The 249-nt window shown below is 54.2% G+C and carries 1 protein-coding gene; it reads left to right on the forward strand.

Going from position 1 to position 249, the window contains the following annotated elements; genetic code table 11:
- Window positions 1–248: hypothetical protein (locus ACSV5T_RS10175; RefSeq protein ID WP_438321061.1), on the forward strand; the 248-nt coding region annotated here is incomplete at its 5' end.
- Window position 249: the final 1 nt, after the last annotated feature.

The following is a 249-nucleotide window of genomic DNA, read 5'->3' on the forward strand; positions in this document are numbered from 1 at the left end:
GTGAGGAAGGATTCGAGGTCATCGAACGCCACATCGGACGTGACGAACTATATGTCGCAGATGAAATCTTCTTAACGGGGACGGCGGCTGAAGTGACCAGCGTCATCGAAATCGACAACATCTCAATCGGCGGCGGCGTCCAGACGGTCGCGACGAACATGCTCGCGCGTTACCGTGAGGCTGTGACGGGACAAATTCCGACACACCGCGATTGGATCACGTTCGTCAAAGCTGGAGTCAAAGAATAAA

The organism is Veillonella sp. ZSJB6 (genome assembly GCF_051549505.1).
Classification (GTDB): Bacteria; Bacillota; Negativicutes; order Veillonellales; family Veillonellaceae; genus Veillonella.